This is a genomic window from Pedococcus badiiscoriae (genome assembly GCF_013408925.1).
In the GTDB taxonomy this organism is placed as follows: domain Bacteria; phylum Actinomycetota; class Actinomycetes; order Actinomycetales; family Dermatophilaceae; genus Pedococcus; species Pedococcus badiiscoriae.
Genome location: NZ_JACCAB010000001.1, coordinates 1,558,235 through 1,582,763 on the forward strand (window position 1 = coordinate 1,558,235; position 24,529 = coordinate 1,582,763).

The following is a 24,529-nucleotide window of genomic DNA, read 5'->3' on the forward strand; positions in this document are numbered from 1 at the left end:
CACAGTAGGGCCAGCAGGACCGGGTCGGGGGCTGCCGGAGGAAACGGGACGAAGACTTGCCAAGTTCTTACCCGCAGGAGTGGATCACCCCGGGGGGATGGCCACGCGCTCCCTGGTCTGCTCCATGGTCGAGGCGCAGGCCCGCGCCGGCGTCGCGGTGCCGGCGGTCGCCGCGGCGTCAGCCGGCCGGGTCGGCCGGGTCGGCCCGGTCGGCGGCGTCAGGTCGGGCACGCGCTCCTCGATCCGGGCCCCGTTGATGAGGGTCACGTCGTCGTAGGCGGGGCGACCCTCGATGACGTTGCGGAACTGGTACCGGGTGAGGGAGGCGAGTCGGCAGTCGGTGCCGAACGTCGCGATGTCGAACGCGGACGGCTGGCCGGTCAGCTCTCCAAGATCCGACGTGTCCCCGTTGGGGCCGACGGTCCCGCTGGCGATGAAGTGGCTGAAGGGTCCTCCGCCGGTGAAGGTGCCGACCCCGATCCGTGCCCCTTCGAGCAGAGCGGCGTGCATGTGGCCGTTGATGCGGATTCCCGCCCTGGCCACGTCCCTCGCCGCCGCGGGTTCGTGCGTCACGACGACGTCCGGGACCGGCTGGTCGGCCATCGCAGCGTTGAACCGCGCGGCGGCCGGCTTCTGCTTGGCGGCGTTGTTCGTGTTGTCGTCCCCGAACCACCGCGGGTCGTTGAACCCGGCGATCCGGATCCCGTGGATGCCCTCGACCGTGTAGGTCTGCGCATCGGGCTCGAGCAGCACGACGTTCTTGACACGGGCCAGCCGGTCCAGCAGCTCGCGGTCGACGTCGGAACGGGCGTCGTGGTTGCCCTTGACGAACAGGTAGGGCACGCCGAGGGAGGCGATGCCACTGAAGAGGTCGGCGGCGTCCGCCTCGGTGGCGCTGCCGAAGTTCACCAGGTCTCCGGAGTCGATCACCGCGTCGATCCGCTCCTGGTCGACGATGGTCTTCATGAGGGCGTACTGGTTGGCCCCGTGGATGTCCGACACCAGCAGGATCCGCGCCGCCACCGGTTGGTCGAGGACCTGCGGGCGGTACTTGTCCTGCAGGGCAGAGGACAGGGCCAGCAGGTTCTTGAGGTAGGGCGTGACCTGCTGGGCCCGTGTCTCGACGCCTTCCAGGAGGTCGGCGTTGCGCTGGACCGTCCCGAGGATGCCGGTCGTGGTGAAGCTGTCGAGCCGCTCTGGCTGGTAGGTCAGCCCGACCACGGCAAACGTCGCGACGCACGAGGCGACCCACACCGAGGCGACCGTCGCGCTCCATCGCACGCGCGGCCGGCGACGCCGCCACGCGGCATACCCGCCGAGGCTGAGGAGTGCGACGACGAGGGCACCCGCCGCGAACCGCCAGCCCAGCGCGATCGCGCCGACCCGGGCAGCGCGTTCCAGCTCGAGCGGACCGGGCTGGAGCGACCGGACCGAGACGTTGGGGCGCGCGAGCAGGTCGGTGATGCGGGGCTTGACGTGCACCTCTGCGACCACGCCGGGCGCGGGCACGAGGCTGGAGAAGTCCATCCGGATGTCGCCGAAGATGGTCGGGCTCTGGATGGCGGACACGTCGTGGGGGTCCAGTGACAGCCGCAGGTCGGCGCCGTAGTTGAGGGTCTCGGCGCTGCTCGGGAACAGCGTGGTCGCAGCCACGCCACCGCTGTTGCACGCCACGAAGAGCAGCAGCAGCGCGCCGATCCGCAGCAGCCACCGGGACACACGCCGCCACTGGTGTGGGCTCTCAGGGGGCGTGCTCACCTCTCCACCGTAACGGGCAGCGAAGGCGGTCGGCTGGACCAGTTCGCGTGACGGGCGAGGTTACCGGACCGTAGGTTGGGCTCATGGACGCTGACGTCATCGTGGTCGGAGCCGGTCTGTCCGGACTCGTCGCTGCCGCCGAGATCGCCGATGCAGGACGCCGCGTCCTCGTGGTGGACCAGGAGAGCGCGGCCAACCTCGGGGGCCAGGCCCACTGGTCGTTCGGTGGCCTGCTCCTGGTGGACAGTCCCGAGCAGCGCCGGATGGGGATCAAGGACGACGTCGACCTGGCGTGGCAGGACTGGCAGGGCTCGGCGGGGTTCGACCGGCTCGACGACGAGGACAAGTGGGGCGCGCAGTGGGCCCGGGCCTACGTCGACTTCGCGGCCGGTGAGAAGCGGTCCTGGCTGCACCAGCAGGGCATGCGGTTCTTCCCCGTCGTGGGGTGGGCCGAGCGTGGCGACGGCTCCGCGTCCGGGCACGGCAACTCGGTGCCGCGGTTCCACATCGTCTGGGGGACCGGGCCCGGGGTGCTGGCTCCGTTCCTGCGCCGCGTCGCCGAGCACGTGGCGGCCGGCCGGGTCGAGCTCAGGCACCGCCACCAGGTCGACGAGCTGGTCACCAGCGACGGCGCGGTCACCGGGGTGCGCGGGACCCTGCTCGCCGACGACCGCGCCGAGCGCGGCCGGCCCACCAGCCGCGAGGCCGTGGGCGAGTTCGAGCTCAGCGCCCAAGCCGTCATCGTCACCAGCGGCGGCATCGGCGCCAACCACGACCTCGTCCGGGCGAACTGGCCGAAGCGCCTCGGCAAGGCTCCCGAGCACATGCTCACCGGGGTGCCGGCCCACGTCGACGGCCGGATGCTCGCCATCACCGAGGCCGCGGGTGGCCGCCTGGTCAACCGCGACCGCATGTGGCACTACGTGGAGGGCATCGAGAACTGGGACCCGATCTGGCCGTCGCACGCGATCCGCATCCTGCCCGGGCCGAGCTCGCTGTGGTTCGACGGCAACGGTGACCGTCTCCCCGCGCCGCTGTTCCCGGGGTTCGACACCCTCGGCACCCTGGCCCACCTGCGGCAGACCGGCCACGACCACAGCTGGTTCGTCCTGACGAAGAAGATCATCGGCAAGGAGTTCGCGCTGTCGGGGTCGGAGCAGAACCCCGACCTCACCGGCAAGTCGGTCACGGACGTGCTCGGGCGGGCGCGGGCCGACATGCCGGCGCCGGTGCGGGCCTTCCTCGACAAGGGGGCGGACTTCGTCTCGGCCGACACGCTGCAGGACCTGGTCGCGAAGATGAACGCCCTCACTCCGGACGCCCCGCTGGACCTGGCCCACCTCGAACGCCAGATCATCGAGCGCGACCGGCAGATCGCCAACGACTTCTGCAAGGACGCTCAGGTGACCGCCATCCGGGGAGCGCGAAACTACCGTGGGGACAAGCTGATCCGCACGGCGACCCCCCACCGCATCTTCGACCCGAAGGCCGGTCCGCTCATCGCGGTGCGCCTCAACATCCTCACCCGCAAGACCCTCGGCGGACTCGAGACAGACCTCTCCTCGCGGGTCCTGTCCGCGTCAGGAGAGCCCGTGCCCGGCCTGTATGCCGCGGGCGAGGTCGCCGGCTTCGGCGGCGGTGGCATGCACGGTTACCGGGCGCTCGAGGGCACCTTCCTGGGCGGCTGCATCTTCTCCGGGCGCACCGCGGGCCGGGCGGCCGCGGCAGCCGTCGCCTGACCGGCCGTCGGCTGACGAGCCGAGCGCCTGATCAGGGGAGGCGGTCGCGGACGACCGTGTCGAGCACGGCCAGCGGGACGCTGCCACCGTCCAGGACCGCGTTGTGGAAGGCCTTCACGTCGAACGCGTCCCCCTGGCGCCCCTGCGCCTCGCGGCGGATCCGCAGGATCTCCAGCCGACCGATCATGTAGCCGCACGCCTGACCGGGGGTCACGGCATACCTGTCGATCTCGGCCTTGACCCCACCCACGCTGAGCGGGCAGTTCGCGACCATGTAGTCGACGGCTCGCTGCCGGCTCCACCCCATCGCGTGCACACCGGTGTCGACGACCAGCCGACAGGCACGCATGGAGTCCATCGTGAGCATGCCCAGCCGTTCGAGGGGACTGGTGTAGAGCCCCATCTCGTCGGCGAGGCGCTCGGTGTAGAGCCCCCAGCCCTCGGCGTAGGCGTTGAAGATCGTGAACTTGCGGTACTTCGGCACCTCGGTCAGCTCGCCGGCGATGGCCAGCTGGAGGTGGTGACCGGGGATGCCCTCGTGGTAGGACAGCGCCTCGAGCTCGAAGCGGCCCCAGTGCGCCGGGTCAGCCGTGTTGATGTAGAACGTGCCGCCGCGGCTGCCGTCGTCCGCGGGTGGGAAGTAGTAGGCGGCGGCGCCGACGTCGGTCGCCCGCACCACGCAGTCCGCGACCGGGAGCCGGTCGAACCACTGGGGCATGACGCCGCGCGCCTTGGCGAACGCCGCCTCGCAGGCGGCCACGATGTCGGTGGTGCTGGAGTGCCGCAGGGCCGGGTCCTCGCGCAGGGCACGGTAGATCGACGGCAGGTCGTCGGTGCCCACCACCGGCGGCGCGAGCGTGCGGTACTCGTCCTCGAGGGAGGCGATCTGCTCGAGCCCGATCTCGTGGATCTCGGCGGCGGTCAGGGAGGTCGTGGTGTCGCGGGCGAGGAGGCGGGCGTAGGTCTGCTCGCCGTCCGGCAGCCAGGACAGGCCGCACTGCTCGTCGGGGCGCATGACCGGGGCGACCTCGTCGCGCAGCACGTCGCGGAACGCCGCGAGGGCCGGACGCACCTCGGCGGCGATGACCTGCGTGAGACGGCCGCGCCAGGCCTCGACGTCAAGGCCCGCCGGGGGCTCGCTCGTGGAGGTGAGGAGCACGTCCTCGTCCAGCGGGGTGGCCAGCCACTGCTCCACCTGCTCGATCGCGCGTTCCACGGCGAAGGTGGTCGGAGTGCGGCCGGAGGCGACGCCCTCGCGGTGCCGCTCGGCGAACTCGCGGATGTTCCGGCCGATGCCCCGGTACTTGGACACCATGGCCTCGGCGACCTCCGCGGTCGGCAGCGACAGCCCCGCGACCGTCACGCCGAGGGCCACCTGCATCCCGAAGACGGGGTCGACCCCGAACTCCGCCAGGTGCGTCTCAGCGACGTCGGCGGACGTGGTCGCGTCGAAGGCGATGATGTCGCGGGTGACGCGGTCCGGTCCGTCGAGGCCGTCGTCGGGGATGGCCCGGGCGCGGGTGGCGAACTCGCGCAGGGCAGCGGTCTCGGCGTCCTCCGCCGCCCGCGAGCCGTCCTCGAACTGGTCGGCGAACCGGTAGTCACCGAGCATGTGTGCCCAGGTGGGCGACGTCCGCATGCGGTGGTCGTGGAAGTCGTCCGCCAGCTGCTGCACCGAGTCGTTCATGCCGCTGAACGTACCGGCTCGCTCAGAGGTACTGACCGGTTGGACCGCTGTCGCCGGGGCCAGGAGGTATGCCGGGTGCTCCCGGCATGCCTTCGACGCCCGGTCCGCCCTCGTGGGCGTGCCCGGGCGGCAGCGCCCGCCGGATCTGCTGGAGCTGCTGTTGGGCCGCCATCTGCTGGGCGAACAGCGCCGTCTGGATCCCGTGGAACAAGCCCTCGAGCCAGCCCACCAGCTGGGCCTGTGCGATGCGGAGCTCGGCATCGGTGGGAGGTTCGTTCTCGTTGAAGGGCAGGGCAATCCGCTCGAGCTCGTCGATCAGCTCGGGGGCCAGGCCGTCCTCCAGCTCCTTGATCGACCGACGGTGGATCTCGGCCAGCCGCGCCCGGCCGGCCTCGTCGAGGGGAGCGTTGCGCACCTCTTCGAGCAGCTGCTTGATCATCGAGCCGATGCGCATGACCTTGGCCGGCTGCTCCACCAGGTCGGCCGGGTTGGTGGGTCCGTCCTCACCGTCGCGGTGGGGCGCGACGCCCATGCCGTCCTGGGTCACGACCACGACTCGCTGCTGGTCGCCGTTGCCGGTCGGGACGGGCTCACTGTCACGCTCGTGTGGCGTCTGGGTCATGCCACCATCCTGCCCCACCGGCCCAGGGCGCGCGGGGTCAGCGGGCCAGGAGGACCGCGGCCAGTGCGAGGGCTCCGGGCACTGCCTGGACGAGCAGGATCCGGCGGCTGGCGGTCGCAGCTCCGTAGACGCCCGCCACGATGACGCAGAGCAGGAAGAACACCTGGAACCCGAAGCGCAGGTGGTCCGGGCCGACGATGCCCCAGAGGAGCCCGGCGGCGAGGAAGCCGTTGTAGAGGCCCTGGTTGCCGGCGAGCGTCCGGGTCTGCTCGGCGAACTCCTGCGTGAGGCCGAAGGCGGCCCGTCCGCGGGGAGTCGTCCAGAGGGCCATCTCGAGCACCACGATGTAGACGTGGATCAGGGCGACGACGGCGACCAGCACGGCGGCGACTGCGTTCATGGCCTCAGGGTGGCAGACGCCGCCGTTGCGCGCGGCCACTCTGGCCGACGCGGTCGGCGGGTCAGGGGGTCAACCGTCAGCTCACGGTCAGCAGGATCTTCCCGACGTGCCCGCTGGCCTCGAGCTCGCGGTGCGCGTCGCCCGCCTGTGCCAGCGGGTAGCGGCCGTGGATCACCGGCCTGACCCGACCCGCCGAGACCAGCGGCCAGACGTGTTCGCGAACGGCCGCGACGATGGTCGCCTTCTCGTCGGCGGGGCGTGATCGGAGCGAGGTGGCGATGACCGCCGCCCGCTTGCGCATGAGCAGCCCGAGGTCGAGCTCCGCCTTGACGCCTCCCTGGAGCCCGATCACCACGAGCCGTCCGTTCGGGGCGAGCGCGTCGACGTTGCGGGCGAGGTACTTCGCGCCCATGTTGTCGAGGATGACGTCCGCTCCGGCCCCAGCGGTGGCGGTGCGCAGCTCCTCGACGAAGTCCTGCTCGCGGTAGTTCACGAGGATCTCGGCGCCCAGCTCGCGGCACACCTCCAGCTTGGCTGCCGACCCGGCGGTGACCGCGACACGAGCCCCGACCTCGCGGGCCAGCTGGATCGCCATCGTCCCGATGCCGGAGGACCCGCCGTGCACGAGGAACGTCTGCCCCGGAAGGAGGTTCGCCGTCATGAACACGTTCGACCACACCGTGCTGACGACCTCCGGCAGGGCTGCCGCATCCGCCAGCGGGACACCGGTCGGCACCGGTAGGAGCTGGCCGGCGGGCACGCACACCAGCTCGGCGTAGCCACCCCCCGAGAGCAGCGCACAGACCTCGTCGCCGACGCGCCACTCCTCGACGCCGTCGCCGACCTGGTCCACGGTGCCGCTGACCTCGAGGCCGGGGTACTCCGGAGCCCCCGCGGGTGGCGGGTAGAACCCCATCCGCTGCATGACGTCGGCGCGGTTGACCCCGGCCGCCGCGACGCGCACCCTGACCTCCCCGGGGCCGGGCTGCGGGTCGGGGACCTCGGCCAGGACGAGGGCGGACGGGTCGCCGGGCTGCGGGATGGTGATCGCCTTCACGGGTCGAGCCTATGGCGCGCCGCCTCGAGGTCCTCGGCGGTGTCGACGTCGACTGCCGATCCCTCGGGCACGTCGACCACGAGGGTCGCCAGGAGGTCGACCAGTCTCATCAACGGGGTTCCGGCAGCCGGGTCTGGCATTGCCTCGCGCAGGGCGCTAGTCCGGTATGCCGCGAGCAGGGGCTGCAGGCGGCCCTCGCCATCGCTGCCGAGCACCGCCTCGACGTCGGGAGCATCCGCCAGGCGGGAGACGAGGCTGGGAGCCGGGCCGGCGGCATACGGCATGTCGCCACCGAGGAGGACGACGACCGGGGTCCCGACGTGGGGGAGGGCTGCCGCGATCGCGGCCACCGGGCCGCCCCCGGGTGGGCGCTCGCGACACCAGGCGGTCGGCCGTGCGGTGTGCCGCGGTTCGCCGACGCAGATCACCGGCCAGGTCGAGGGCAGTCCGTCGAGGACGTGGTCCAACACGGGGGTCCCGGCGAGGTCGGCGCGCGTCTTGTCGCCCCCGAACCGCCGTCCCGCGCCACCGCAGAGGACGACGGCAGTCACGGCGGGCTGGGTCATCCGGCCATTGTGGGGGCTGTGGACGCCGGCGCACGTCCGCGGGGCCCGCCGGTCGCGACGGCCCGCTCTGTCGCAACGGGCGCAGCGGCAGCACGCAGTGTCAGCGGCCGCCGCCGATCCGCGCCGACAGGGTGGCGGCCACGCGCGACACGGCGGCGGCGAGCCGGGCGCGCTCGTCGTCGTCGACGCCGTCACGGGGGAAGGTCAGGGCGATGCCCGCGACGGGGTGCCCGGTGTGGTCGAGCACGGCCTGCGCGACCGAGGACAGCCCGGCGCTCACCGAGTCGTCCTCCGTCGCATAGCCGCGGGCGCGCACGATGGTCAGCTCGCGACGCAGCTCGCTGACGGAGGTGGGTCCGTGCCCGTCGCGCTGCACGAGGGTGTCCTTGTGCGGGAAGAGCGCCCGCACCTGCGCGGCGGGCAGCCGCGCGAGCATGGCCAACCCGCTCGCGGTGAGGGTGGCCGGCAGCCGCACCCCGACGTCCGTCACCAACAGCGGACGGCCGGGGGCGCGTTCCTCGATGACGTAGAGGACGTCCCGGCCGTGCAGGACCGCCAGGTGGGCGTTGTGGGTGGTCTGGTCGACGAGTCGTCCCAGCAGGGGCCGCGCGATCCGCTGGAGGGGTGCCTGCCGCTGGTAGGCCGAGCCGAGCTCGAAGGCGGCGACGCCAAGCCCGTAGCGCCGTTCCTCCTCCAGGTGGGCGACGAAGCCGGCATCGCGCAGCACGGCGAGCAGGTGGTAGGTCGTGGAGCGGGGAAGGCCCAGCTCTCGGGCGATCGACCCCGCGGGCAGGGGCTCGGTGTGCCGGGCGAGGAGCGTGAGCAGCTGGAGGGCATGCCGCGCTGCGGGTGCGTTGGCCACGGTCCCAGTGTCTCAGGTGCGAGACGGTATGCCACCCACGGAGGGCGCGCAGGCGGCCCACCTCCGCTGCAATGGAGGCATGACGCAGACCACCTCCACGCACACCGTCACCGTCGGCACCGGCCCGGTGTCCTTCGACGACGTCGTCGCGGTCGCGCGGCACGACGCCAGGATCGAGATCTCCCCGGAGTCGCTCGCGGAGGTGCGGCGCACCCGCGCGGTGATCGAGGCGCTCGCCGACGACACCATCGCTCACTACGGCGTCTCCACCGGGTTCGGTGCGCTGGCGACCCGACACATCCCGGTCGAGCTGCGGGCCCAGCTCCAGCGCTCGCTGGTGCGCTCGCACGCCGCCGGGTCCGGCCCGGAGGTCGAGCGTGAGGTGGTCCGGGCGCTCATGCTGCTGCGGATCTCCACCCTGGCCACCGGACGCACCGGCATCCGCGAGGAGACCCTCCAGACCTATGTCGCGATGCTCAACGCGGGCATCACCCCGGTCGTCCACGAGTACGGCTCGCTCGGCTGCTCAGGTGACCTCGCGCCCCTGTCCCACTGCGCGCTCGCCCTGATGGGCGAAGGCGTCGTCCGCGACGTGGCGGGGGAGCGCATGCCCACGGCGCAGGCCTTCGAGGCGGCCGGGATCACCCCTGTCGAGCTGCGCGAGAAGGAGGGCCTGGCCCTCATCAACGGCACCGACGGCATGCTCGGCATGCTGGTGCTCGCCATCACCGACCTGCGCTCGCTGCTCACGACGGCCGACATCACCGCGGCGATGAGCGTCGAGGGGCAGCTCGGCACCGACGACGTCTTCGCCGCCGACCTGCACGCGCTGCGCCCCCAGCCGGGGCAGGCCAGGTCGGCTGAGAACCTGCGAAAGCTCATGCAGGACAGCGGGATCCGCGACAGTCACCGCGACCCAGAGGCGTGCACCCGCGTGCAGGACGCCTACTCGCTGCGCTGCTCGCCGCAGGTGGCGGGCGCCGTCCGCGACACCGTGGAGTATGCCGCGACGGTCGCCGGCTTCGAGCTCGCCTCCGCGGTCGACAACCCCGTCGTCACGCCCGACGGCCGGGTCGAGTCCAACGGCAACTTCCACGGGGCCCCGGTGGCGTACGTCCTCGACTTCCTGGCCATCGTCGCCGCAGACCTGGCCTCGATCTCGGAGCGCCGCACCGACCGGTTCCTCGACGTCTCCCGCAACCACGGGCTCAACGCCTTCCTCGCCGACGACCCGGGTGTCGACAGCGGCCACATGATCGCCCAGTACACCCAGGCTGCGATCGTCTCCGAGATGAAGCGGCTGGCCGCACCGGCCTCGGTCGACTCGATCCCGTCGAGCGCCATGCAGGAGGACCACGTGTCGATGGGATGGTCCGCGGCCCGCAAGCTGCGTCGCTCGGTCGACGGGTTGACCCGGGTCCTCGCGGTCGAGCTGCTCACCGCGGCCCGGGCCATCGAGCTGCGCGCTCCGCTCACCCCCGCTCCCGCGACCGGGGCCGTCGTGCGCGCCCTGCGTGAGGCAGGCGCACCCAGCCCGGGACCCGATCGGTTCCTCGCTCCGGAGATCGAGACGGCCGTGCAGTTCGTGGCCACCCGAGCCGCGGTCGCAGCCGCGGAGTCGGTGACCGGCCCGCTCCACTGACCACACGGCATACCCCACCACCCGACCACCCGAACCGGCCTGAAGGAGAACGACATGGAAGGCGCTCGCCCCGTCCGCGCACCCCGCGGCTCGCAGCTCACCGCCCAGCACTGGGGGGCCGAGGCCCCGCTGCGGATGCTCATGAACAACCTCGACCCGGAGAACGCCGAGCGTCCCGACGACCTCGTCGTCTACGGCGGCACCGGTCGGGCGGCCCGCGACTGGAAGTCGTTCGACGCGATGGTCCGCACGCTCACGACCCTCAAGCAGGACGAGACCATGCTCGTCCAGAGTGGGCGCCCCGTCGGCGTCATGCAGACCCACGAGTGGGCACCGCGCGTCCTGATCGCCAACTCCAACCTCGTCGGGGACTGGGCGACGTGGCCCGAGTTCCGGCGGCTCGAGCACCTCGGGCTGACGATGTACGGGCAGATGACCGCCGGCTCCTGGATCTACATCGGGACCCAGGGCATCGTGCAGGGCACCTACGAGACGTTCGCCGCGATCGCCGAGAAGCGGTTCGGCGGCACGCTGGCGGGCACGCTCACCCTCACCGGCGGGTGCGGTGGGATGGGTGGCGCCCAGCCGCTCGCGGTCACGATGAACGACGGCGCCTGCCTCATCGTCGACGTCGACGAGTCGCGGCTGCGACGTCGCGTCGAGCACCGTTACCTCGACGAGGTCGCGGACTCCCTCGACGAGGCCATCGACAAGGCGGTGGCCGCCAAGAACGAACGGCGCGCCTGGTCGGTCGGTGTGGTCGGGAACGCGGCCGAGGTCTTCCCCGAGCTGCTGCGTCGCGGGGTGCCGATTGACATCGTCACCGACCAGACGTCGGCGCACGACCCGCTGTCCTACCTGCCCGAGGGGATCGAGGTCGGCGACTGGCACGAGTACGCCGAGAAGAAGCCCGAGGAGTTCACCGACCGCGCTCGCGAGTCGATGGCCAAGCACGTGCAGGCCATGGTCGAGTTCCAGGACGCCGGGGCCGAGGTCTTCGACTACGGCAACTCGATCCGCGACGAGGCCAGGCAGGGCGGCTACGACCGTGCCTTCGAGTTCCCCGGCTTCGTGCCGGCCTACATCCGTCCCCTGTTCTGCGAGGGCAAGGGCCCGTTCCGCTGGGTGGCGCTCTCGGGCGACCCCAAGGACATCGCAGCCACGGACAAGGCCGTCCTCGACCTCTTCCCCGACAACGACCGCCTGCACAAGTGGATCAGGGGCGCCCAGGACCGGATCGCGTTCCAGGGCCTGCCGGCTCGCATCTGCTGGCTCGGCCAGGGAGAGCGCGACAAGGCGGGTCTGGCGTTCAACGAGCTGGTCCGCAAGGGCGACGTGAGTGCCCCGATCGTCATCGGCCGCGACCACCTCGACACCGGGTCGGTGGCCAGCCCCTACCGCGAGACCGAGGCCATGCTCGACGGCTCCGACGCCATCGCCGACTGGCCCCTGCTCAACGCGCTCGTCAACACCTCGTCCGGCGCGTCCTGGGTCTCGATCCACCACGGTGGCGGGGTCGGCATCGGACGCTCCCTGCACGCGGGCCAGGTTTCGCTGGCCGACGGCACCGAGCTCGCGGCGCAGAAGCTCGCCCGGGTCCTGACCAACGACCCCGCGATGGGTGTCATCCGCCACGTCGACGCCGGCTACGACATCGCCGAGCGGACTGCCCAGGAGCAGGGCGTGCGGATCCCCATGCGGGAGAGCTGAGCTCGCCCCGCCGGGTCAGGCGGGGTCGGTAACGTCGGCGACCTCGGCCCCCAGGGCGGTCACGACGTCATCGGCTCGCGCCGTCGCGGCGACACCGTGCCCGCCGGCTCCGATGGAGATGACCCGCCCGAGCACGGTGGCGTCGGCGACCACCGGCCAGGCCGTCAGCGAGCCGAACGGCGTGATCGTCCCGCGCTCGTAGCCGGTGACGGCCTTGGCGGTGGCGGCGTCCGGCATGGACATGCGGTTCACCCCGAGCAGGGCGCGGAGCTTGGGCCACGAGATCTCGCGACCACCCGGCACCAGGACGAAGAGGTAGTCGTCCTGCGCCCTGCGCACCACGAGGGTCTTGATGATGTCACTGGGCTGCACGCCTCGCGCCGCAGCAGCCTCCTCGAGCGAGCCCACCCGGCCGTGGCGGGTGATGGTGTGCTCGATGCCGCTCGCGGCCAGGGCCGCAGCAGCCCGGTCCGTCCCGTCGTCACTCACGCCGCAAGCGTAGGCGTCGTGCTCCCCGACCACCCATGGCCACATGCGAGTCTGCGATCCGAGACGGATTGGTGCCCGAGCCCCCACATCATCGGCTCCCCTGGTGTGGAATGGTCTGGTCGTCGGTCTGCGCGCGCCGCGGGACCGGCTCCAGTCCTGCCGCCGCCGCCAGAGAGGGCACCGTGAGCTTCGAGTCGATGTGGGCTGACCTCCAGCCCGTCGGACGCAGCGCCCAGTCAGGTGGCTATCGACGCTTTGCCTGGACCCGCGAGGACCACGACCTGCGGGAGTGGTTCGCCGGCGAGTGTGCCGTGCGCGGGCTCGACCTCACCGAGGACCGGATGGGCAACCAGTGGGCCTGGTGGGGCGATCCCGACGCGGCGGTCGCCCTCGGGGACAAGGGGGTCGTCACGGGATCGCACCTGGACAGCGTCCCCGACGGGGGCGCCTTCGACGGGCCGCTGGGGGTCGTGAGCGCCCTGGCTGCCATCGACCTGTTGCGGGACAAGGGTTTCGAGCCCGCCCGGCCCATCGGCGTGGTGAACTTCGTCGACGAGGAGGGCGCCAGGTTCGGTGTCGCCTGCGCGGGCTCGCGCGTCATCACCGGCGCCATGACCGCACGCCGGGCCCGGAGCCTGACCGACGCCGACGGCACCACCATGGCCGACGCCCTCAAGGCAGCCGGCCGCGACCCGCACCAGATCGGTCGCGACGACGATGCCATCCGCCGGATCGGCAGCTTCGTCGAGCTCCACGTCGAGCAGGGGCGCGGGCTCGTCGACCTCGACCACCCCGTGGCCGTCGGCAGCGACATCTGGCCCCACGGCCGCTGGCGGCTGGACTTCACCGGCGAGGCCAACCACGCGGGGACCACGCGGCTCGAAGACCGCCACGACGCGATGCTCGGGTATGCCGGTGCCGTGCTCGCCGCCCGTGAAGCCGCCATCACCAACGGCTGCGTCGCGACCATCGGCAAGGTCGTGGTGACTCCGGGCGGCGTCAACGCGATCCCGAGTGCCGTCACCGGGTGGCTGGACGCCCGGGGTGCGAGCCCACGGGCCGTCCGCCGGGCGGTCGCCGACATCAGCGCCATGGTCGAGCAGTCGGGCGGGCGGATCACCGAGGAGTCCTGGACCCCGTCCACGCCGTTCGACGCCTCGCTGAGCGCGCGGCTCGGAACGCGCCTCGGCGGCATACCGGTCCTCGGCACTGGTGCCGGGCACGACGCCGGCATCCTCGCGAACGCCGGCATCCCCACCGCGATGCTCTTCGTCCGCAACCCGACGGGCATCTCGCACTCACCCGAGGAGCATGCCGAGCCCAGTGACTGCCTCGAAGGAGTGGCGGCCCTGACCGCCGTCCTCGAGGACCTGGCGGGAGCCCTGGCGTGACGAGCGGGAGCGCGGCCAGCTACTGGGCCGAACACGCGTGGCTCCCGACCGGGCTGGCCACCGGAGTGCGGTTCGACGTGGTCGACGGGGTCTTCGCCAGGGTCCAGCGCGGGCGCCCTGAACCAGGTGACGAACGACTGCACGGCGTGGTGCTGCCCGGCTTCGCCAACGCCCACAGCCACGCCTTCCACCGTGCCCTGCGCGGGCGCACCCATGGCGACGGCGGAAACTTCTGGACGTGGCGCCAGCAGATGTACGCCGTCACGCGTCACCTCACGCCGGACACCTACCTCGCCCTCGCGCGGGCGGTCTTCGCCGAGATGGTGCTCTCGGGGATCACCGTCGTGGGCGAGTTCCACTACGTGCACCACGATGTGGACGGCCGGCCCTACGCCGACCCGAACGCGATGGGGCAGGCCCTGATCGAGGCCGCGCGGGATGCCGGCCTGCGCCTCACCCTGCTCGACACCTGCTACCTCGCGGGCGGTCTCGCGGGCGACGGACACCTGCCCCTCGACGACGTGCAGCGGCGGTTCACCGACGGCGACGTCGACACGTGGGCGACCCGGGTCGCCGCGCTGTCCCCTGACGCCACGACCCGGATCGGTGCCGCGGTCCACTCGGTGCGAGCCGTGCCGCGCGACGACCTGCGGGCCATGGCCGAGGTGACCCGGGGACGCATCGTGCACGCCCACGTGAGCGAGCAGCCGGCCGAGAACCTCGCGACCCAGATGTTCTACGACGCCACGCCCACCGAGCTGCTCGACGAGGCAGGCCTGCTGGGCGAGCGGTTCAGCGCGGTCCACGCGACCCACCTCTCGGAGCGGGACATCACTCTCCTGGGCGCGTCGGGCACGACCGCCTGCTTCTGCCCGACCACGGAGCGCGACCTCGCCGACGGGATCGGTCCGGCGAGGGCGCTGACCGAGGCGGGCGCGCGGCTGTCGCTCGGGTCGGACCAGCACGCGGTCATCGACCCGTTCGAGGAGGTGCGCGGGCTCGAGATGCACGAGCGCCTCGCGAGCAACGAGCGCGGCAGGTTCACCCCCGACGAGCTGCTGACCGCCGCCACCGCGCACGGCTACCGCAGCCTCGGCTGGCAGGACGCGGGGGTCATCGCGGACGGAGCGGCTGCGGACTTCGTCGTCGTGCGGACCGACACGGTCAACACCGCGGGCGCCAAGGCGGGTCAGATCATCTACTGCGCAACGCGGTCCGACGTCGACCGGGTGGTCGTCGGCGGGAGCACGGTCGTAGAGTCGGGCCGCCACCGGCTGGGAGACGTGGCCGCCTTGCTCGGCAAGGCGCTGTCCGACGTCAGGGAGCACCAGTGAGCAGCACGGTCGTGACCGGCATCGCTGAGCTCGTCACCTGTGACGGGACCACCACGGACGGGCTGGGCATCATCCACGACGCGGCGGTCGTCATCGAGGACGGGCACGTGGCGTGGCTGGGCCCGGCATCGGGGACGCCGATGACCGACCACCACCTCGACGTCGGAGGCCGAGCGGTGCTGCCGGGCTTCGTCGACTCGCACTCCCACCTGGTCTTTGCCGGCGACCGCGGTGACGAGTTCGCCGCGCGGATGTCCGGCACGTCCTACGACGGCGGGGGAATCGCCGCCTCGGTGACCGCCACCCGGGCTGCCACGGACGACGAGCTGCGGGCGCTCGTGGCCCTGCGGGTCGCCGAGATGCGCGCCCAGGGCACGACGACGGTCGAGATCAAGAGCGGGTACGGCCTGACCATCGAGGACGAGGCCCGGGCGCTGCGCATCGCCAGGGAGTTCACGACCGAGACGACGTTCCTCGGCGCCCACGTGGTGCCGCGAGAGTATGCCGAGGACCGCGCGACCTACGTCGAGCTCGTCACCGGGCCGATGCTCGAGGCGGCGGCTCCCCATGCGCGGTGGATCGACGTGTTCTGCGAACCGCACTCACCCCACGCGTTCACCCTGGACGAGGCGCGGGCGGTGCTCGTCGCGGGGCGCGCCGCGGGTCTCGAGCTGCGGGTGCACGGCAACCAGCTGGGCCACGGACCCGGGGTCCTGCTCGCCGTGGACCTCGGTGCGGCCAGCGTCGACCACTGCACCTACCTGTCGGCGTCCGACGTGAACGCGCTGGCCGACGCGGCGGACACGACGGTGGCGACCCTGCTGCCCGGGGTGGAGTTCTCGACCCGCTCGCCGTATCCCGATGCGGCCGCGCTGCTGCAGGCCGGGGTGTCGATCGCGCTCGCGACGGACTGCAACCCGGGCACCTGCTACTCGTCCTCGATGCCGTTCGTCATCGCGCTCGCGGTGCGCGAGATGGGCCTGACGCCCGGCGAGGCGGTGCTGGCGGCGACGACGGGCTCTGCGAAGGCGTTGCGGCGCGGCGACATCGGGCGGATCGTCGTGGGGGCCCGCGCCGACCTCACCCTGCTCGACGCGCCGTCCCACGTGCACCTGTCGTACCGCGCAGGGGTGCCGATCGCCAAGGCCCTCGACGTGCAGGCCTGACGCGGGTCGATGTGAACGCGCCGGGCATCCCCGGCGCGTTCACATCGACTCGGAAGAGGCGTCAGGCGTCGCCGTGCTGCATGGCCTTGGGGAGGTGCCCCGCGGACTTCTCGTAGTACTCGGCCGCCTTGCGGGTCGCGATCACGCGGGCAGCGCCAGCGGCCAGCCCGGTGAGCGCCGCGAACGCGATGGCGTCCTTCCACGGGGTCCGTGGGTCCCGCGGGTCGACGACGGCGTCGCGGCCGGTCTTCTTCCAGGCGGTGGTGACCAGCTTGTTGGCCACGACTCCAGCGAGCACCGCTGACCCGCTCCCCAGCACCCGCCACACCAGTGGTCCCATGTCGCACCCTCTCCCGTCGCCTCGCGATGTCCTTGCGTTCTCGCCGTGTCAGCGCTTTCCGCCGTGTCAGCGTCTCGCCGTCCCAGGTCGCGGCAGGAAACCGCCGACGACCTGAACCTCCACCCTGCCACACGCAGGAGTATGGTTCGACGGGTAACGACAGGGGAGCGCGCAAGCGCTGAGAGTGCGGGAGACCGCAGACCCTCACACCTGATCCGGTTCGCACCGGCGTAGGGAGTCGAGAAATCTCAGACACCTGTCGGGCGAGGTGCGCCACCACAGGTGTTCTCTCCCGGCACGCGTCTCCCCGAGGCATCCATCGGATTCCACGGGAGAAGAACACATGAGCACCACCAACCCCCCAGCCGCCTCGGCCGACCCCACCAGCTCGTCCAGGCCCGCTCGCCGCGGCAGCATCATGGCCAGCCGTCCGCTGGCCGGCTGGCGCACCGTCGACCTCCTCACGATCGCCTTCCTCGGCGCCGCGTTCGGTGTCGCCTACTGGGGCTGGGGCATCGCCTACACAGTCCCCTCCAATGCCCTCGGCGCGGTGTTCGCCCCGCTGGCTGCACTGATCTACGGTCCTTGGCTCATCGCCGGGATCGTGGGCGGACTCGTCGTGCGCCGCCCCGGCGCCGCCCTGCTCTGCGAGGTGGTCGCGGCCCTCGTCTCGATGATCCCCGGCACGGCCTGGGGCGTCGACACCCTCTACTCCGGGCTCCTCGAGGGCCTGGGCGTCGAGGTCGTCCTCGCCCTGTTCCTCTACCGCAGGTTCGGGTGGACCGTCGCGGCCCTGGCCGGTGCGGCCAGCGGCGCGGTGGAAGCCGTCTACGAGGTGTTCAAGTACTACGGCGACTGGGCCCTGGGGTGGCAGGCGATGTATGTCGTGTGCTTCGCGGTCTCGGGCGTGGTCATCGCGGGACTCGGCGGTTGGGCCCTGACCCGGGCGCTGGCGGGTGCCGGCGGTCTCGGTGCCTTCCCCGCAGGACAGGAAGTCCGGGAGTCACGCGCTGTCTGAGTGCCCCGGCCACGACGACCCTGCCGGGCGACGTGGCCACCTCGAGGTCCGGGGACTGACCTGGCGTCCCTTCGGGCGCCGGGTGCCGGTCATCCCCGGCCTCGACCTCGACATCCCGCCAGGGCAGCGAGTCCTGCTCGTCGGCCCGAGCGGCTCCGGCAAGTCAACGCTCCTGCGCGGACTCGCCGGGGTCCTCGAGGTCGCCGACTCGGGAGAGCGCGGGGGCACCGTGCTGCTCGACGGCGCGGTGCCGGGTGCGCGCGCCGGAGACGTCGGCCTCGTCCTGCAGGAGCCGGGCGCCGGCATCGTGTCGGCCACCGTCGGCCGCGACGTCGCCTTCGGGCTCGAGAACATCGGTATGCCGCGCGCGGACATGCCGGCGCGGGTCGTCGCCGCGCTCGGCGCGGTCGGTCTCGACATGCCCCAGGACACCCCGACGTACGCCCTGTCCGGCGGGGAGCAGCAGCGCCTCGCGCTGGCCGGGGCGCTCGCCCTCGAGCCCACGGTCCTGCTGCTCGACGAACCCACGGCGATGCTCGACCCGGCCAGCTCCGACTCCGTCCGCAGGACCGTCGACCAGGTGACCCGAGCCCGCGGGCTGACCACGGTCGTCGTCGAGCACCGCCTGGGCCCGTGGCTCGACGTCGTCGACCGGCTCGTCGTCCTCGACTCGAGCGGGCGGGTCATCGCCGACGGCGAGCCCTTCGGTGTCCTCGCCGATCATGGTGGATCCCTTGCGGCCCAAGGCATCTGGGTGCCCGGGCACCCCGATCCGCAACCACGCGGCATACCGGCTGGGGTGTTCGAGCCGCCACCCACCGGAGCCAACGTGCTCACCGTCGACGCCGTCGACGTGACGATCGGCCGGTCGGTGCGGGCGCTCGACGGCTCGACCCGCACGACCATCGCCGTGCGTGACCAGTGGTTCCAGGCCCGCGCCGGGCAGGTGCACGCGCTCGTGGGTCCGAGCGGTGCGGGCAAGTCGACCTTCATGCTGGCGCTCGCCGGGTTGTTGCGACGTGAGGGCGAGGTGCGGCTGAGGCCCGACCTCGCCGTCGACGGGGAGCGGGACCCCCACGCGCTGGGGACGGTCGACCTCGCCCGGCGAGTGGCCTGGGTGCCGCAGTGGGCGAGCTCGACGATCGTGCGCCACACGGTGCTCGACGAGGTGATGACCACCTCCCGGGCGGTCGGCCTGGTGGAGTCCGAAGCCATGGAGCGGGCCAGGGCCCTGCTGGACCACCTGGGCCTGGCTCATCTCGCGCAGGCGGACCCACGGCACCTGTCCGGGGGTGAGCAACGCCGGCTCGCGATGGCTTCCGCCGTGGTCCACGGGCCGGCACTCGTCTGCGCCGACGAAGCCACGGTCGGCCAGGACCGGCTCACCTGGGCCGCGGTGATGGGCATCGTCGAGGGCCTGCGGGACGCGGGTTCGGCCGTCGTGCTGACGACCCACGACGAGGCGGTCATCGCCCGCGCGGATGCGGTGACGACGATCGTCCGGCCGGTGCAGCCCCCGCCCGCCCCCGCCCCGCGACGTCCCCTGGTCGCGCGGGCCGGTCCACTGTCCCTGATCGTGGGGGCGAGCCTCGCCATCCCGGCGGGGGTCGTCTCGCCCCGGTGGTCGACCAGCCTCGTGGTCCTGGCGGTCCAAGCCGTGCTGGCGGGGATCGCACTGTCGGCGCCCGGCGAGGGGCCCTCGCCCACCGGCCGTCTGCGCGCCGTCGTGCTGCGACTGGGTCCGGCAGTCCTCGGCGGCCTGTCGGTGGCGTGGTCGACGTGGCTGCTGGGTGGCCCTGCCGTCGACACCGCCGTCACCGCGGGGCTGCGGGTGCTCATCATCGTGTTCCCCTCGGCCGTGCTCATCCAGCACGTCGACGCCGACGCCCTGGGCGACCACCTCGGCCAACGGCTGCGACTGCCTGCTCGGCCCGTGGTGGCGGTGGCGGCGGCGCTGCAGCGGGTGCACACGTTCGCAGAGATCTGGTCGGAGATCGCTCGTGCCCGCCGGGTGCGCGGGATCGGCGCGACACCCCGCTCGCCGAGCTCGGTGCTGGCCGAGCTGTGGGCCCTCACCATCGGGATCCTGGTGCGCTCCCTGCAGGCCGCGGCCACGCTGGCAGTCGCGATGGATGCGCGCGGGTTCGCCACGGCATACCGGCGCACGTGGGCTGCGCCGGCCCCGTGGCGCGGTGCCGACTGGCTGGTCGTCGCGGCGAGCCTGCTGCCCCTGCTCGTGGCGGCCGGCTGGCGCTGACCCGTTCGGGTCTTGTGCGCGATGGGGGACCGGAGCAAGGTGAACCCATGAACCGTGCCACCGACGCCGCGGGTCCGACCTCACCCGAGCAGATCCGCAACGTGGTCCTCGTGGGGTCGAGCGGGGCCGGCAAGACGGCCCTGTTCGACCAGCTCGTGGCGGCCCGGCTCCCGGGCCGCCGCGCTCGTGAGGGGGACTCGGCGACGTTGACGCTCGTGGCCGCCTCCGTCCCCACCGGTGGCCTGACCCTCAACCTGCTCGACACCCCCGGGCACCCGGACTTCGTGGGTGAGGTGCGCGCCGGGCTGCGAGCCGCCGACGCGGCCGTGTTCGTCGTGTCCGCGGCCGACGGGGTCGACGAACCCACCCGGCTGCTCTGGCGCGAGTGCGACGTCCTGGGTATGCCGCGCGCCGTCGTCGTGACGCACCTCGAGCAGGCGCGGGCGGACTTCGAGGCGACCGTGGACGCCTGCCAGCGTGCGTTCGGCGACGCCGAGCCGCTGGCGCTGCCCCTGGTCGTCGACGGGTCGGTGGTGGGTCTGCTCAACCTGCTGCGGCGCACCGTGACCGAGCGGCAGCCCGGGGGCGGTGAGGCCGACCGGGAGCCCAGCGTCGACGAGGGTGAGCTGATCGACGCCCAGCGTGGGGAGCTGATCGAGTCCGTGATCGAGGAGTCCGAGGACGAAGGGCTCCTCGAGCGCTATCTGGAGGGCGAGGAGATCGACACAGAGGTCATCTCCGGCGACCTGCGCCTGGCGGTGGCGACGGCCCGCTTCTTCCCGATCCTGCCGACGCATGCGCCCACGGGGGTCGGGGTCGAGGCGCTCATCGAGCTGTGCGAGAAGGGATTCCCCTCACCCGTCGGAGCCGCCGTGCCCACGGTCTACACCTCCGCCGGTGGCGACTTCGGTGCTGTGACCTGCGACCCGAACGGCCCGCTGGTCGCCGAAGTCGTACGCACCACCACGGACCCCTTCGTCGGCCGGCAGTCACTGGTACGCGTGTTCTCCGGGACCCTGCACCCCGACGACCCGGTGCACATCTCGGGGCACCTGCAGCACTTCGCGTCCCACCTGGTCGACGAGCACGCCGACCACGACACCGACGACGAGCGCATCGGGCCGCTGGCTGCGCCGGTCGGCGACGAGACCCGACCACTGGGCGCGGGGATCGCCGGGGACATCGTCGTGGTCTCCAAGCTGGCCGGCGCCGAGACCTCGGACACGCTCTCCCGCAAGGACAGGCCTGCCCTCGTCGAGCCGTGGCTGCTCCCGAACCCGCTGCTGCCCGTCGCGATCCACGCGCGGTCCAAGGGCGACGAGGACAAGCTGGCCACGGCCCTGCAGCGACTCGTCGCGGAGGACGTCACGATGCGCCTCGAGCACAACGCCGAGACGCACCAGCTGGTCCTCTGGGCGATGGGGCCGGCGCACGTCGACCAGCTCATTGCGATGCTGGAGTCTCGCTACCACGTGCCCGTCGAGGTCGAGCCGGTGCGGACCTCGTTGCGGGAGACCTTCGTGCGCCCCACCACCGTGCAGGGTCGCCTGGTGAAGCAGTCGGGCGGTCACGGCCAGTACGCCGTCTGCCACCTCGAGATCGAGCCGCTCGAGCGAGGCGCCGGGATCGAGTTCGTCGACAAGGTCGTCGGGGGCGCCGTGCCCCGCAACTTCATCCCCTCGGTGGAGAAGGGCGCGCGCACCCAGCTCGAGAAGGGCGTGCTCGCGGGGTACCCGGTCGTCGACGTGCGGATCACCCTCGTCGACGGCAAGGCCCACTCGGTCGACTCCTCGGACATGGCCTTCCAGACCGCGGCCGGCATGGCCCTGCGCGAGGCCGCGAACGACTCGACCGTCGCGATGCTCGAACCCGTCGACGAGGTGCACATCGAGGTCAGTGACGACGCGGTGGGTGGGGTCCTGGCCGACCTCCGCGGACGTCGTGGTCAGGTCCACGGCACCGAGCCCGCGCAGGTGGGCGGCCGCACCCTGATCCACGCGGAGGTGCCAGCCCACGAGCTGTCCCGCTACCCCGTCGACCTGAGGTCGGTCTCCCATGGGACGGGCTCGTTCACCCGCAGCTTCGTCCGTTACGACTACATGCCCCCGGCCCTGGCCCGCGAGGTCACCGCCGGCTGAAGCGCGCGGTGCCGGGTCAGGCGAAGAGGTCGCTCGGCGTCTCGACCCGTCCGCGCCGCACGAGGTAGCCGTGCCACAGGAGCCGAGCCGCGGTCGACCGGTGCGGGCGCCAGCGCTCACCCAGCTCCGCGAGGCGAGCCTGGTCGGGCACCTCGTCGAGGCCGAGCGTCTCGGCGGCGGCGACCTGCAGGGCCCGGTCGCCGACCGGCCACAGGTCAGGTCGGCCCAGACAGGCCAGCAGGTAGACGTCGGCGGTCCAGCGGCCGATGCCAGGCAGGGACGTCAGCGCCGCACGCACCGCGTCGTCGTCGAGGTCGGCGAGCCCGTCCAGGTCCAGGGCCCCGGTCGTGACCGCCGCGGCCAGGGCGCGCAGGTAGCGGTCCTTCTGCCGCGACACCCCGTCGACGCGCAGCTCCTCAGGGGTGCTCGCGAGCAGGGCTCGTGGCGTCATCGCGCCGATCCGCTCCACGACCTTGCGGTATGCCGCGGCGGCACTCGCGAGCGAGACCTGCTGCTCGAGGATGAACAGGACCAGGCTCGGAAAGCCGGCCGGCCGCAGCCACAGGGGCGGAGCCCCGTGGGTCGAGACGAGCTCGGCGAGGTCGGGGTCGTCGGCCACCAGGGCCGCCACCGTCCGGGCGAAGAGGTCGTCGTCCACGGCGTGACGCTACCCGAGGCGTCGCGCCACGCCCTGGCGACCCGAGGTCCAGCGATGGGCACCCCGGCCGCCGCGGGAGACCCTCAGGCCGGATCGCCCTCGATCTCCCGTGCCGCGATCGCCGGGTATCGGTCGCGCCGGGAGCGGGCGAGGTCCAGCGCACCCTGCACCACGGTGTGGTGCGCGCCGGCGGCGAGCTGGGCAGCGGCCTCGTAGGCGTAGGCCGTGCGCCACAGGACGTCGGACCAGTCGTAGGCCGGGGCGACAGCAGCGTTGTAGCGCTTGATGCGCGTCCGGAGAGCGTGGTCGGTGCAGAGCTGCCCCAGCTGGGTTGCCATCTGCGCGTCGCTGCCGGCCAGCAGCCCTTCGACACCGTCCGAGACGAAGTCGGCGACTCCCGTCCCGGCACGGGCGACCACGGCCAGACCGGCAGCCCGGGCCTCCAGTGCGGCGATCCCGAAGGACTCCAGGGTGGCGGGTGCCGCGAAGACGTCGGCGCGCTCGTAGAGGGCGCGGATCTCGTGGTGCTCCAAGGCCCCCGGAGCCTCCACCCAGTCCTGCATGCCCCACCGCGAGATGCGGCGCCGCACCTCGCCGAGCTGGTGTCCGTCGCCCACGAGCACGGCACGGACGTCCACGTCGGCGGGCAGGCCCGCGCGCATCCGGCGCAGGGCCGACACCAGGGGCAGGGGCCTCTTGCGACCGGTCATCCGCATGACGCTGACGATGGTGACGGGGCCACCCTTGCCACCCTCTCGAGGGACCAGCGCAGGCGCCGTCTCGGCCGCAAGGCCCGGCGAGCCATGGGCTGTCCGCGTGCCATCGGCGGCGGGGTGGGCGGAGGCCGGTGCCCACAGCGCCGTGTCGACGGCATTCGGGAGGACGAGGACCGATCGACCGGCCAGGGCGCGGCGCAGCGGGTCCGACGCCGCCTCGCTCACGGCTGCCCACTGGATCGGGAGGTCGGTCCAGCCGCGGACTGTCGCAGTGGCGCGGTACAGCGGCCACGTGCCCGTCCACATCGAGTGGACCGTCGCCACGACGGGGATCTCCTGGGTGGCAGCGAACTCCGCGGTGCGCAGGGCGAGGGGTGAGATGGCCGACACGTGCGAGTGGACGGTGTCGGACTCCGACGCCAGGGTGCGGCGCGCGTGGACGTCGCGGACCACCCTGACCCCGTTCGTGTCCCGGCCCGTGAGTCCAGCGGTGCGGGTGAGCACGGTGACCTGGTGACCCGCCGCCGCCTGGCGTGCGGCGAGCCCGTGGACCAGCACCTCGATCCCGCCGACGGTGGGGGCGTAGGTGTCCGTGACGTGCAGGATCTTCATGAACGCGCCGCCCGCACCCCGCGGCTGCCGGCCACCAGCCGGCATTCGCCCCATGAAGCCGCTCGCGATGGGGGCCGCACGGACGTGGCGTCCTGGTGCGTCATCGACGCTGCCAGTGCTGCCATGGGATCCCCTCGCTCGCAGGTACCCACGATGGTTACCCCAACCACCATGAAGTCTCGAACCTGTGTCATTCCTGAGGGATGCCTCAGAGCTGCTGGTCCTCAGGAATCGCTCAGACTCGAGCCCTGAGACTAGCGACCATACACCGCAGGGACCTCCACGCATGACTCACCACGCTGTGCCGCCGACCGCGGCGGGCGCGCCGGGAGCCGTACGCTGGGGCCCACGATCCACCGACGAAGGG

20 protein-coding genes and 1 riboswitch are annotated in these 24,529 nt (G+C 72.5%); of the genes, 9 read left to right on the forward strand and 11 right to left on the reverse strand.

Annotated elements, in window-relative coordinates:
* Positions 1 to 84: 84 nt before the first annotated feature.
* Entirely contained in the window at positions 85 to 1,758 is a 1,674-nt protein-coding gene (locus BJ986_RS16605; RefSeq protein WP_179421400.1) for a metallophosphoesterase, read from the reverse strand.
* 83 nt (positions 1,759 to 1,841) lie between these two features.
* Between BJ986_RS16605 and BJ986_RS07450 the strand changes: the two genes are divergently transcribed.
* Positions 1,842 to 3,497 (forward strand): FAD-binding dehydrogenase, encoded by a 1,656-nt coding sequence (locus tag BJ986_RS07450; RefSeq protein WP_179421401.1) that lies wholly within the window; start codon positions 1,842 to 1,844, stop codon positions 3,495 to 3,497.
* A 31-nt stretch (positions 3,498 to 3,528) separates the two neighbouring features.
* Here BJ986_RS07450 and BJ986_RS07455 read toward each other — a convergent pair whose 3' ends face one another.
* From BJ986_RS07455 to BJ986_RS07480, 6 genes are all read right to left on the reverse strand, one after another.
* Positions 3,529 to 5,184 carry a DUF885 domain-containing protein gene (locus tag BJ986_RS07455; protein ID WP_179421402.1) on the reverse strand — a complete coding sequence of 552 codons (1,656 nt, stop codon included), beginning with the start codon at positions 5,182 to 5,184 and terminating at the stop codon, positions 3,529 to 3,531.
* A 22-nt stretch (positions 5,185 to 5,206) separates the two neighbouring features.
* Positions 5,207 to 5,806 carry a bacterial proteasome activator family protein gene (locus BJ986_RS07460; protein WP_238338066.1) on the reverse strand — a complete coding sequence of 200 codons (600 nt, stop codon included), beginning with the start codon at positions 5,804 to 5,806 and terminating at the stop codon, positions 5,207 to 5,209.
* A gap of 37 nt (positions 5,807 to 5,843) precedes the next feature.
* Entirely contained in the window at positions 5,844 to 6,206 is a 363-nt protein-coding gene (locus tag BJ986_RS07465) for a DUF1304 domain-containing protein (RefSeq protein ID WP_179421403.1), read from the reverse strand.
* Positions 6,207 to 6,282: 76 nt separating this feature from the next.
* Positions 6,283 to 7,263: a zinc-binding dehydrogenase gene (locus BJ986_RS07470; RefSeq protein ID WP_179421404.1), complete on the reverse strand. Its 981-nt coding sequence runs from the start codon at positions 7,261 to 7,263 to the stop codon at positions 6,283 to 6,285.
* Positions 7,260 to 7,829, reverse strand: coding sequence for a molybdenum cofactor guanylyltransferase (mobA, locus tag BJ986_RS07475; protein ID WP_179421405.1), 570 nt, complete (start codon positions 7,827 to 7,829; stop codon positions 7,260 to 7,262). Before mobA ends, BJ986_RS07470 begins: the two co-directional genes overlap by 4 nt.
* 100 nt (positions 7,830 to 7,929) lie before the next feature.
* Positions 7,930 to 8,691: an IclR family transcriptional regulator domain-containing protein gene (locus tag BJ986_RS07480; RefSeq protein ID WP_179421406.1), complete on the reverse strand. Its 762-nt coding sequence runs from the start codon at positions 8,689 to 8,691 to the stop codon at positions 7,930 to 7,932.
* Between the two features lie 79 nt (positions 8,692 to 8,770).
* Between BJ986_RS07480 and hutH the strand changes: the two genes are divergently transcribed.
* Both hutH and hutU read left to right on the forward strand, forming a co-directional pair.
* A complete protein-coding gene (hutH, locus tag BJ986_RS07485) occupies positions 8,771 to 10,333 on the forward strand; it encodes a histidine ammonia-lyase (protein ID WP_179421407.1) in 1,563 nt (520 codons plus the stop codon).
* A 54-nt stretch (positions 10,334 to 10,387) separates the two neighbouring features.
* Positions 10,388 to 12,043: a urocanate hydratase gene (gene hutU / locus BJ986_RS07490; RefSeq protein ID WP_179421408.1), complete on the forward strand. Its 1,656-nt coding sequence runs from the start codon at positions 10,388 to 10,390 to the stop codon at positions 12,041 to 12,043.
* Positions 12,044 to 12,058: 15 nt separating this feature from the next.
* Here the strand turns inward: hutU and BJ986_RS07495 are convergent, their stop codons facing one another.
* Positions 12,059 to 12,532: an aminoacyl-tRNA deacylase gene (locus tag BJ986_RS07495; protein WP_337794990.1), complete on the reverse strand. Its 474-nt coding sequence runs from the start codon at positions 12,530 to 12,532 to the stop codon at positions 12,059 to 12,061.
* A 182-nt stretch (positions 12,533 to 12,714) separates the two neighbouring features.
* Between BJ986_RS07495 and BJ986_RS07500 the strand changes: the two genes are divergently transcribed.
* From BJ986_RS07500 to hutI, 3 genes are read left to right on the forward strand one after another with little or no spacing between them, the layout of a single operon-like run.
* Positions 12,715 to 13,923, forward strand: coding sequence for an allantoate amidohydrolase (locus tag BJ986_RS07500; protein ID WP_337794991.1), 1,209 nt, complete (start codon positions 12,715 to 12,717; stop codon positions 13,921 to 13,923).
* On the forward strand, positions 13,920 to 15,257 hold the full coding sequence (locus BJ986_RS07505) for a formimidoylglutamate deiminase (protein WP_179421410.1): 1,338 nt from the start codon (positions 13,920 to 13,922) through the stop codon (positions 15,255 to 15,257). Before BJ986_RS07500 ends, BJ986_RS07505 begins: the two co-directional genes overlap by 4 nt.
* Positions 15,254 to 16,423 carry an imidazolonepropionase gene (gene hutI / locus BJ986_RS07510; protein ID WP_179421411.1) on the forward strand — a complete coding sequence of 390 codons (1,170 nt, stop codon included), beginning with the start codon at positions 15,254 to 15,256 and terminating at the stop codon, positions 16,421 to 16,423. The genes BJ986_RS07505 and hutI overlap by 4 nt, the downstream gene beginning before the upstream one ends.
* A gap of 61 nt (positions 16,424 to 16,484) precedes the next feature.
* Here the strand turns inward: hutI and BJ986_RS07515 are convergent, their stop codons facing one another.
* Positions 16,485 to 16,763: a DUF4235 domain-containing protein gene (locus BJ986_RS07515; protein WP_179421412.1), complete on the reverse strand. Its 279-nt coding sequence runs from the start codon at positions 16,761 to 16,763 to the stop codon at positions 16,485 to 16,487.
* A 151-nt stretch (positions 16,764 to 16,914) separates the two neighbouring features.
* A riboswitch (TPP riboswitch) is annotated at positions 16,915 to 17,017 on the forward strand.
* Between the two features lie 89 nt (positions 17,018 to 17,106).
* Between BJ986_RS07515 and BJ986_RS07520 the strand changes: the two genes are divergently transcribed.
* Genes BJ986_RS07520 through BJ986_RS07530 form a run of 3 tightly spaced genes read left to right on the forward strand, consistent with a single transcriptional unit; the run spans position 17,107 to position 22,176 of the window.
* Positions 17,107 to 17,781 carry an ECF transporter S component gene (locus BJ986_RS07520; protein WP_179421413.1) on the forward strand — a complete coding sequence of 225 codons (675 nt, stop codon included), beginning with the start codon at positions 17,107 to 17,109 and terminating at the stop codon, positions 17,779 to 17,781.
* Positions 17,735 to 20,038, forward strand: coding sequence for an ATP-binding cassette domain-containing protein (locus tag BJ986_RS07525; protein WP_337794992.1), 2,304 nt, complete (start codon positions 17,735 to 17,737; stop codon positions 20,036 to 20,038). The genes BJ986_RS07520 and BJ986_RS07525 overlap by 47 nt, the downstream gene beginning before the upstream one ends.
* A 47-nt stretch (positions 20,039 to 20,085) precedes the next feature.
* Positions 20,086 to 22,176, forward strand: a complete 2,091-nt coding sequence (locus BJ986_RS07530; protein WP_179421414.1) for an elongation factor G-like protein EF-G2 — start codon at positions 20,086 to 20,088, stop codon at positions 22,174 to 22,176.
* A 16-nt stretch (positions 22,177 to 22,192) separates the two neighbouring features.
* On the opposite strand, the gene BJ986_RS07535 is transcribed toward BJ986_RS07530, so the two are convergent.
* Positions 22,193 to 22,834: a DNA-3-methyladenine glycosylase 2 family protein gene (locus tag BJ986_RS07535; RefSeq protein ID WP_179421415.1), complete on the reverse strand. Its 642-nt coding sequence runs from the start codon at positions 22,832 to 22,834 to the stop codon at positions 22,193 to 22,195.
* 83 nt (positions 22,835 to 22,917) lie between these two features.
* A complete protein-coding gene (locus BJ986_RS07540) occupies positions 22,918 to 24,162 on the reverse strand; it encodes a glycosyltransferase family 4 protein (protein WP_179421416.1) in 1,245 nt (414 codons plus the stop codon).
* Positions 24,163 to 24,529 lie beyond the last annotated feature (367 nt).